Source organism: Labilithrix sp. (assembly GCA_019637155.1).
Classification (GTDB): domain Bacteria; phylum Myxococcota_A; class Polyangia; order Polyangiales; family Polyangiaceae; genus Labilithrix.
In genome coordinates, this window is the sequence record JAHBWE010000013.1 from 331,692 (window position 1) to 340,122 (window position 8,431).

Sequence of the window (8,431 nt, forward strand, 5' to 3'; positions counted from 1 at the left end):
CGGAAAGAAAGGGCGACGCGCCTTTGTGCCCGCCCAGGATCCGGGGTAAAACGGTCCGAGCCACATGTTCTTCAAGAGCGACGACGGCAAGCCTGGTCCCAAGAAGCGAACCGTCCCCCTCCTGCCGCTGCGGGACATCATCGTGTTCCCGCACATGGTCAGTCAGCTCTTCGTCGGTCGCGAGCGCTCGATCAACGCGCTCGACGCCGCGATGGCGCGCGACAAAGACATCTTCCTCGCCGCGCAGAAGAACGCGAAGACCAACGAGCCGACGCCGGAGGACATCTTCCAGGTCGGCACGCTCGGCACCATCATGCAGCTCCTTCGCCTGCCCGACGGCACGGTGAAGGTCCTCGTCGAGGGCAAGCGCCGCGCGAAGGTGAAGAAGTTCCCCCAGACCGAGGAGTACTTCCTCGTCGAGGTGGAGGAGGTCGCCGAGAACAGCGCGAAGGGCGTCGAGGTCGAGGCCCTCATGCGCTCGGTGCAGGCCGCCTTCGAGATGTACGTGAAGCTGAACAAGAAGGTTCAGCCCGAAGTCCTCATGAGCGCGCAGACGATCGACGACGCCGCGCGCCTCGCCGACACGATCGTCGCGAACCTCCCGACGATCAAGCTCACCGATCGCCAGGCCCTCCTCGAGATGGAGGACGCGGTGAAGCGCCTCGAGCGCCTCCACGAGCTGATGCAGGCCGAGATCGAGATCCTCCAGGTGGAGAAGAAGATCCGCTCCCGCGTCAAGAAGCAGATGGAGAAGACGCAGAAGGAGTACTACCTGAACGAGCAGATGCAGGCGATCCAGAAGGAGCTGGGTGGCGGCGATCGCGACGAGTTCAAGAACGAGATTCAGGAAATCGAGGAGCAGCTCAAGACCAAGCGAATGAGCAAAGAGGCTCTCGCGAAGGTCAAGAAGGAGCTCAAGAAGCTGAAGATGATGCACCCGACCAGCGCCGAGGCGACGGTCGTGCGCAACTACATCGATTGGATCATCGGCCTGCCCTGGTACGAAAAGTCGGAAGAGAACTACGACCTCGCCAAGGCGGAAGAGATCCTCGAAGAGGACCATTACGGTCTAAAGAAAATCAAAGAGCGCATTCTCGAATATCTCGCCGTTCAAGCGCTCACGAAGAAGCTCAAAGGCCCGGTCCTCTGCCTCGTCGGGCCGCCCGGCGTCGGAAAGACCTCGCTCGCGAAGAGCATCGCGCGCGCGACGGGCCGCAAATTCCAGCGCCTCTCGCTGGGCGGCGTGCGCGACGAAGCGGAGATCCGCGGCCACCGCCGGACCTATATCGGCGCGCTCCCCGGAAAGCTGATTCAGAACCTCAAGAAGGTCGGGACCAACAACCCCGTCTTCCTCCTCGACGAGATCGACAAGATGTCGACCGACTTCCGCGGCGATCCCGCGGCGGCGCTCCTCGAGGTGCTCGACCCGGAGCAGAATCACAACTTCAACGATCACTACCTCGACATGGATTACGACCTGTCGGACGTGATGTTCATCACCACCGCGAACACGCTCGGGAGCATTCCGGTGCCGCTCCAGGACCGCATGGAGATCATCCAGCTCTCCGGCTACACCGAGTTCGAGAAGATGAACATCGCGGTGAAGTACCTCGTGCCGCGCCAGACGAAGGAGTGCGGGCTCGAGGACGTCCCGTTCACGCTGAGCGAGAACGCGATCCGGACCGTGATTCACCACTACACGCGGGAGGCGGGCGTGCGCTCGCTCGAGCGCGAGATCAGCTCGATCTGCCGCAAGGTCGCGCGCAAGGTCGTGAACGAGGGCAAGGAGAAGCCGATCGAGGTCGTCGCGAAGACGGTGCCCACGTTCCTCGGCGTCCCGAAGTTCTCGCTCAACAAGAAAGAAGAGCGCGACGAGATCGGCCTCACGAACGGCCTCTCCGTCACGTCGTCGGGCGGCGGCGAGCTCCTCGCGTGCGAGGTCGCGGTCGTCGCGGGCAAGGGCAAGCTCGTGATCACGGGCCTCCTCGAGAAGGGGATGGAGGAGAGCGCGCAGGCGGCGATGAGCTACGTGCGCTCGCGCGCGGGCGCGCTCGGCCTCGATCCCGAGTTCTATTCGAAGCTCGACGTGCACGTTCACTTCCCCGAGTTCATCCGGAAGGACGGGCCCTCCGCCGGCATCACGATGGCGACCTCGCTCGCGAGCGCGCTCATCAAGGTGCCGGTGAAGCGCGACCTCGCGATGACGGGCGAGCTCACGCTCCGCGGTCGCGTGATGCCGATCGGCGGGCTGAAGGAGAAGCTCCTCGCCGCGCACCGCGCCGGCATCAGCACCGTCATCGTCCCGCGCGAGAACCGGAAGGACCTCCGCGAGGTGCCGCGCCGCGTGCTGAAGGCGACGCGCATCATCCTCGTCGAGCACGCGGACGAGGTGCTGCGCGAGGCGCTCTGCCTGTCGGATCCGAACGCGCTCTTCGGCCCGCCGCGCGAGTCGTGGGAGTACGAGAACGGCGAGCTCGTCGTGAAGCACGGCGGCGCGAAGCCCACGATCGACGGCGCCCCGCCCCCCGCGGTGCTCCCGAAGACCCCCGACCCCGGCAGCGCCCCCGTCCCGAGCGGCAACGCCTGACGACTCCGCGCGGAGGCGGGCGCGATGGCGAGGACCAAGCCCACGACCGTCATGCTCGACGAGATCGGCGACGCGATGGACCGATCGCCCTACGATCTTCACGTCGCGATGCTCGATCTCCAGACCGGGGCCGTCGTCTTCGCGCCCGAAGAGGAGGACGAGGAGGAGCTCTGTGTGATCAACGGGCTTCATCGCCGACAAGAGCTCCTTCGAGCTGCTCGGCATCCGCGTGTCGCACGACGAGACCAGCGTCCACGTCGACGTCGAGGTCCCGGCGCTCGTTCAGGACCTCTTCTCGACCTAACGCGGACCGAGGGCGATCGCCGAGCTCGGGGGCCGCCTGGATTGGCGATGAAGCGCAGGCGCGATGACGGCGCGTCGTTCTGCCGGTAAGCTCGCACGGGTGCGGAGGAGGTGGCGCGCGCTCTCGGTCCTGGTCACGCTCGCGGCGCTCCATGCCGGATGTGAGGGCGGCGTCGGTCCGGGCGCGGAGGAACAAGAAGCGGAGCAGCGGGGCGTGCCGGAGCTCTCGCCGCGGAGCGCGCGTCCGGCGGCGAGCCGCGTCGTCGCGATCGGCGATCTGCACGGCGACGTCGGGGCGGCGCGGCGCGCGCTGCGGATGGCGGGCGCGATCGGCGACGGAGACTCGTGGATCGGCGGCGACCTCGTGGTCGTGCAGACGGGCGACCAGATCGATCGCGGCGCGGACGATCGCGCGGTGCTCGACCTGTTCACCGATCTGGCGAAGGACGCGAAGTCGAGCGGCGGCGAGGTGATCGCCCTCGCCGGCAACCACGAGATCATGAACGCGATGTTCGACTTCCGGTACGTCGCGCCGGAGGCGTACGCGCCGTTCGACGGCTTCACGCCGACCGGCCCCGCCGCGAGCCGCGCCGCGCGCTTCGGCGACGAGAAGCGCGGGCGCGCGTCCGCCTTCGCGCCGGGCGGGGTGTACGCGTCGATCCTCGCGGAGCGACCGCTCGTCGTGCGCGTCGGCGACAGCGTGTTCGCCCACGGCGGCGTGCACCTCAAGCACGCGACGTACGGGATCGATCGGATCAACGACGGCGTGCGCGAGTGGCTCGCCGGCCGCGCGGCCGAGCCGCCCGCGATCGCGGTCGCCGACGACGGTCCGATCTGGACGCGCGCCTACTCGGACGGCACCGTCACGCCGAGCGCCTGCGCCACGCTCACGCAGACCCTCTCGAAGCTCCACGCGTCGCGGCTCGTCATGGGCCACACGATCCAGGAAGGGGGCATCTCGAGCGCGTGCGACGGCGAGGCGTGGCGCATCGACGTCGGCATGTCCGAGGCGTACGGCGGCGACGTCGAGGTCCTCGAGATCGCGAAGGGCGACGTCCGCGTGCTCCGCGGTCCGTGACCGGCATGCTCGACCGCCTCGACGAAGCCTCGTTCGCGAAGGCGTGGGGCGGCGACGTCACCGGATGGGGAAGGTCACGTCGGCCTTGCCCGCGGAGCGGGTCGTCTGGTCGCCGTAGGTCACGCTCGTCGTTCCTTCGACGTGCATGCTGCCGCCGGTGGGGGCGCGGCTCGCGCCGAAGGTGACGTCGTCGAACGTCGTCGTCACGTCCCAGCTCGACGAGTAGGCGAACTGCGTGCTCTGGCCGGCGATGCTCGTGCTCGTCGCCCCGGCCGAGCGGATGAAGCCGTCGATCGAGGAGGACGTGACGGTCAGGTCGCAGCTCAACGTCACGTCGACGTTCGACGCCGAGAGCCCGCCCGTGCTCGCGCCGCTCGCGCTGAACGTGTACTTCAGGTCTCGGCAGACGACGTGACCGTCGGCCCACGAGTAGTAGCCGTCGATCGTGAATTCATAGCCGCCGCTCGACGTGCTCGCGGAGAGCGGCGAGCAGCGCACGAAGTTGCACTCGGTCGCGGTGCACGTGCAGCCCGGACCGTCGAGGTCGCGCAGACCGACCGCGCCGCCGGCGACGTCGAGCGCGCTCGCGACGCTGCGCGTGCCCGGCGCGCCCGGGCTCGACGACTGCAAGAGGCCTTGCGACGACTGCGCCACCGCGGCGAGCGAGGCCGCCGACGAGCCGCCCGCTCCGGCGCTCGCGCTCAGCGCGCCGATCGTGCTCTGCGCCATGGAGGCGGCGATCTGCTCGTTCACCTGCGCGGGCTGCGCGGGGGGCGCCTCCGGCTCGGGGTCCTCGGAGTCACATCCCGTCGCGAACACGCCCAGCAGCAGCACCCAAACCCATCGACTCGATCGCATCGTTCGTTCGTCTCTCTCTGAAGTGGAGCCTTCCAGCAGGCTCCCCGGACGGACGATCGAGGCGACCCGTTCCTGACAGCGCGACGACGAGGCGAGACGCGGCGCGCCGTGTCTCGTAGGATCGCGCGCGTGACGATCCGGATCGGGTACTGGGACTGCCCCTCGTGCAACGCGAAGAAGAACCTCGGGCCGAACCCGACGTGCAACGGCTGCGGCCGTCCGCGCGGCGCGAACGTGCCGTTTTACACCGACGACTCCGCGCCCGTCGTCGAGGACCCCGAGCTCGTCGCGCGCGCGCGCGCCGGCGCCGACTGGACGTGCAAGTACTGCGGCGCGGACAACCGCGCGGGCAAGATGGACTGCCAGCAGTGCGGCGCGGGCCCCGACGGCGCGGTGCGGAGGGCGGAGCAGTTCACGCCGGTCGCGCCCGTCGCGGCGAAGAAGTCGTCCGCCGCGCTCGTCCTCGGCATCCTCGCGGGGCTCGTCGTGCTCGTCGGCGCGGCGGTGTGGTTCTTCTTCGTCCGGACGACGGCGCTACAGGTCACGGTGGAGTCGGCGGCGTGGATCAAGACCGCGCAGATCGAGGAGCGGCAGACGAAGAAGGAGGAGGCGTGGCAGGACAAGGTCCCCGACGGCGCGCGCGTCGTCGCCAAGGAGACGAAGCGGCGCCCGAAGGAGGTCCAGGACGGCACGAAGAAGGTGAAGGTCGGCCAGAAGAACCTCGGCAACGGGATGTTCGAGGACGTCTACGAGGAGCGACCGAACATGGTCACGAAGGACGTCGACGACACGTGGGTCCGCTACGAGGTCGACACCTGGGCGAAGAAGGAGACGCTCGAGAAGAAGACGAGCGACGGGAGCGAGCCGCCCGATCCGGCGGCGGGGCTCGCCACCGGCGGCGCGCGGCGCGTCGGGGCGACGACGAACAACGCCGTCTTCGCGCTGAAGGGGAACGACGGCAAGGCGTACACCTTCGAGGTCGACGCGAGCAAGGAGGGCGCCGCCGCGGTGAAGCGATACGCGGTCGGCAAGAGCTACCGCGCGGAGGTGAACGCGATGGGCCGCGTCCAGTCGCTCGGCGCGCCGTGAGGGCCGCGGTCAGGGCGCGGCGATGGTGGCGTAGCAGCTGACCATCGACGGGCCGACGCGCCGGAGCCAGAGCTCGATGCTCCCGTCGCCTTCGACCATGAGCGAGCCGGAGGCGAAGCGGATCCACCCGGCGGGGGTGGCCTCTTCGTAGTGAACCACGATCCGGCTGGGGCTCTCCCCCTCGACCACGACGCGGCTGCGCGGATCGGTGCCCATCTCGACGCCCCACCGCGCCGGAGCGGCGAAGAGGCTCGTCGGCGTGACGGAGCCGGTGGAGGTGAGGAGCGTGTAACCCTCACGCGCTTCCGGGAGGCCGTCGTCGTCGAAGCTATGGGCCGCGAACGTGATCGGCTTGCGACCGGACGCGGTCGGCGGATGCACGATCATCGTCATCGGTACGTCGAACGCGGTCCCGGAGAGGCTGCAGCGCAGGTCGAAGCGATGCGCTCCGTCCGCCCACGACGGCAGCGCGAAGAGCGGCGCGGGCGTGGACCCGCGGCGGCGAAGCTCGATCTCGATCTTGCCCTCCGAGAAGGTGGGATCGCGGAGCACGATGAACACCGGCCCTGTCGTCGGAGCGTCGTAGGAGAGCGTGCCACGGCCGGGCCCGGCGAGCCGCATGCCGTCGCGCGCCGTGATCCAGAGGAGGGGAGGCTGGCCCGTGAAGGCGGTGATCGTCCGCCCGAAGACCTCGAGGCGATCGCCGGCGAGCGCGTCGACCTGGAGCGCGCGGAAGGACGGCGTGCCCGTGTAGTCGACGAGCCTGCGCTCACCGACGGCGATCGTGCCGGCGATCTCGGCGCTGCCGAGCGGACCGATCGCGGCGGAGTCGCTCGCGATCGTGGGCTCGTCGGCGGGAGCGGCGCAGGACGCGGCGGCGGCGAAGAGGATGGAGGCGAAGAGGTAAGGTCGCATGCGCGCGGCTCTACCATCGCGCGCTCCGAAAACGATGCGCGTCGCGCGCCGCGGGGCGAGGTTTCAGAGCGCGATTTCTTCCCTGATTTCGCTCGGAGGACGTGGGATCGCCGAGCCATGATCCGAAGTCGAGGGCGCGGCGATCTCCGTGGAATCGTTGGTGGTCCGATGGGTGCTTCCGGGCAAGGCCATGAAGCCTCTGACGACGCGGATCACGTGGATCGCGCTGGCCCTCGCGGTGCAAGGGTGCGCTGCCGGCGAGGACGAGGACGTGGCCGAGAGCTCGGAGCAGAACCTCGAGCTGTTCAACGCGAGCAAGTGGTTCCGCTGGCTCGAGCGGACGCACCCCGACTGGGCGGTGCGCTCGAGCGCGCGTGACGCCGATCCGTCGCCGTGGCCGCGCGGCTTCGCGCCGGAGCGCGCGGAGATCTTCGCGCACAACGAGGTCTTCCTCGAGGGCGTGTCGCCGCTGGAGGTCCACGACCTCATGACGCGGCCGCGCGAGTATCGCTCGTTCTATCCGAACTCCGGCGCGCCGAGCGTCGATCGCCTCACGAGCGTCGGCCAGACGTACCGCTGGTCGACGTTCGGAGTCACGCAGAGCAACACCGTCGTCGAGCTCCAGCGCGACGCGCGCGAGTCGCGCCTCGCGTGGCTCGCCGAGAGCACGGGGACGAAGGCGCTCCATCGCTGGATCTTCCGCGCCGAGGCCGGCGGCACGCGCGTGATCACGGAGGAGTGCCAGACCGGCTGGGTCGCGGGGCTCCCGTCCCTCGTCTCGTCGATGGCGACGTCGCTCCCCGCCGCTCATGAGCTGTGGCTCCAGGGGCTCCGCTGCCGGATGGTCGAGGGCGCGAAGGACGAGGAGATGTGCACGACGACGATCCGGAAGGACCTCGGCTCGGCGCCGGATCCGTAAAAAAATGGGAGCGGTCGACAAAAAGAGGTAGCTCCGCGCGCGCGCTGACGTAAATGGCCTCGATGCGCTCTCTGTACGTGGCCTTGGGGCTTGCTGCCGCGCTCATGTTGGCTTGCGGGTCGACGGACGACAGCGCCGAGGGGGCGTCGGCGCAGATCGAGGGGGAGAGGGACGCGGGGGCCGCGACCCCGGCGCCGCTCGCCGCGATCGACGCGACGCCGCTCGTGCTCGACGGGAGCGGCCGCACGATCGACTACTCACCGGCCGCGCCGTTCACCGCGCTCTCGCTGACGGCGGAGACGCCGGGCACGAAGCTCCGCTTCCTCGTCGACGCGCGCACGCGCGGGGCGAAACCCGAGATCTGGCTGACCAACGGCGCGTTCGTGACGCTCGCGTCGAGCAGCACGGGCTCGGGCTCCGCGTTCCTCACCTACGAGCTGACGAAGGCCGACGCGGGCACGCTCTACCTCATCGTCCGCGAGGCCGGCCTGAAGCCGGCGAAGTTCCTCGTCTCCGCGGTCGCGGAGGATCCGCCGCCTCCCGAGCCGAAGCCCGAGCCCGAGCCGAAGCCCGAGCCCGAGCCGAAGGAGCCGCCTCCCGGCGAGCGAGACGCGGGCGCCCCCAAGCCGGAGGAGCCCCCGCCCGCAGACAAAGACGCAGGCGCCCCGTCCAAGCCCGAGCG

7 protein-coding genes are annotated in these 8,431 nt (G+C 69.4%); 5 read left to right on the forward strand and 2 right to left on the reverse strand.

From position 1 onward, the window contains the following. Window positions 1–64 precede the first annotated feature (64 nt). Complete coding sequence (gene lon / locus KF837_27770) at window positions 65–2,587, forward strand: endopeptidase La (protein MBX3231152.1); 2,523 nt, start codon at window positions 65–67, stop codon at window positions 2,585–2,587. 367 nt (window positions 2,588–2,954) lie between these two features. Next, window positions 2,955–3,968 carry a metallophosphoesterase gene (locus KF837_27775; protein ID MBX3231153.1) on the forward strand — a complete coding sequence of 338 codons (1,014 nt, stop codon included), beginning with the start codon at window positions 2,955–2,957 and terminating at the stop codon, window positions 3,966–3,968. A gap of 57 nt (window positions 3,969–4,025) precedes the next feature. On the opposite strand, the gene KF837_27780 is transcribed toward KF837_27775, so the two are convergent. Next, window positions 4,026–4,802 (reverse strand): hypothetical protein, encoded by a 777-nt coding sequence (locus tag KF837_27780; GenBank protein MBX3231154.1) that lies wholly within the window; start codon window positions 4,800–4,802, stop codon window positions 4,026–4,028. Between the two features lie 153 nt (window positions 4,803–4,955). Between KF837_27780 and KF837_27785 the strand changes: the two genes are divergently transcribed. Continuing rightward, window positions 4,956–5,915 carry a hypothetical protein gene (locus tag KF837_27785; GenBank protein ID MBX3231155.1) on the forward strand — a complete coding sequence of 320 codons (960 nt, stop codon included), beginning with the start codon at window positions 4,956–4,958 and terminating at the stop codon, window positions 5,913–5,915. Window positions 5,916–5,924: 9 nt separating this feature from the next. Here KF837_27785 and KF837_27790 read toward each other — a convergent pair whose 3' ends face one another. Continuing rightward, window positions 5,925–6,830, reverse strand: a complete 906-nt coding sequence (locus KF837_27790; protein MBX3231156.1) for a hypothetical protein — start codon at window positions 6,828–6,830, stop codon at window positions 5,925–5,927. A gap of 190 nt (window positions 6,831–7,020) precedes the next feature. On the opposite strand from KF837_27790, the gene KF837_27795 reads away from it, so the two are divergent. After that, window positions 7,021–7,749 (forward strand): hypothetical protein, encoded by a 729-nt coding sequence (locus KF837_27795; protein ID MBX3231157.1) that lies wholly within the window; start codon window positions 7,021–7,023, stop codon window positions 7,747–7,749. Window positions 7,750–7,811: 62 nt separating this feature from the next. Next, window positions 7,812–8,431: hypothetical protein (locus KF837_27800; protein MBX3231158.1), on the forward strand; the 620-nt coding region annotated here is incomplete at its 3' end.

Bases quoted from the DNA above. Each gene is read 5' to 3' on its own strand.
- lon (MBX3231152.1), top strand. From the start codon at position 65: ATGTTCTTCAAGAGCGACGACGGCAAGCCTGGTCCCAAGAAGCGAACC.
- KF837_27775 (MBX3231153.1), top strand. From the start codon at position 2,955: ATGACGGCGCGTCGTTCTGCCGGTAAGCTCGCACGGGTGCGGAGGAGG.
- KF837_27790 (MBX3231156.1), bottom strand. From the start codon at position 6,830: ATGCGACCTTACCTCTTCGCCTCCATCCTCTTCGCCGCCGCCGCGTCC.
- KF837_27795 (MBX3231157.1), top strand. From the start codon at position 7,021: ATGAAGCCTCTGACGACGCGGATCACGTGGATCGCGCTGGCCCTCGCG.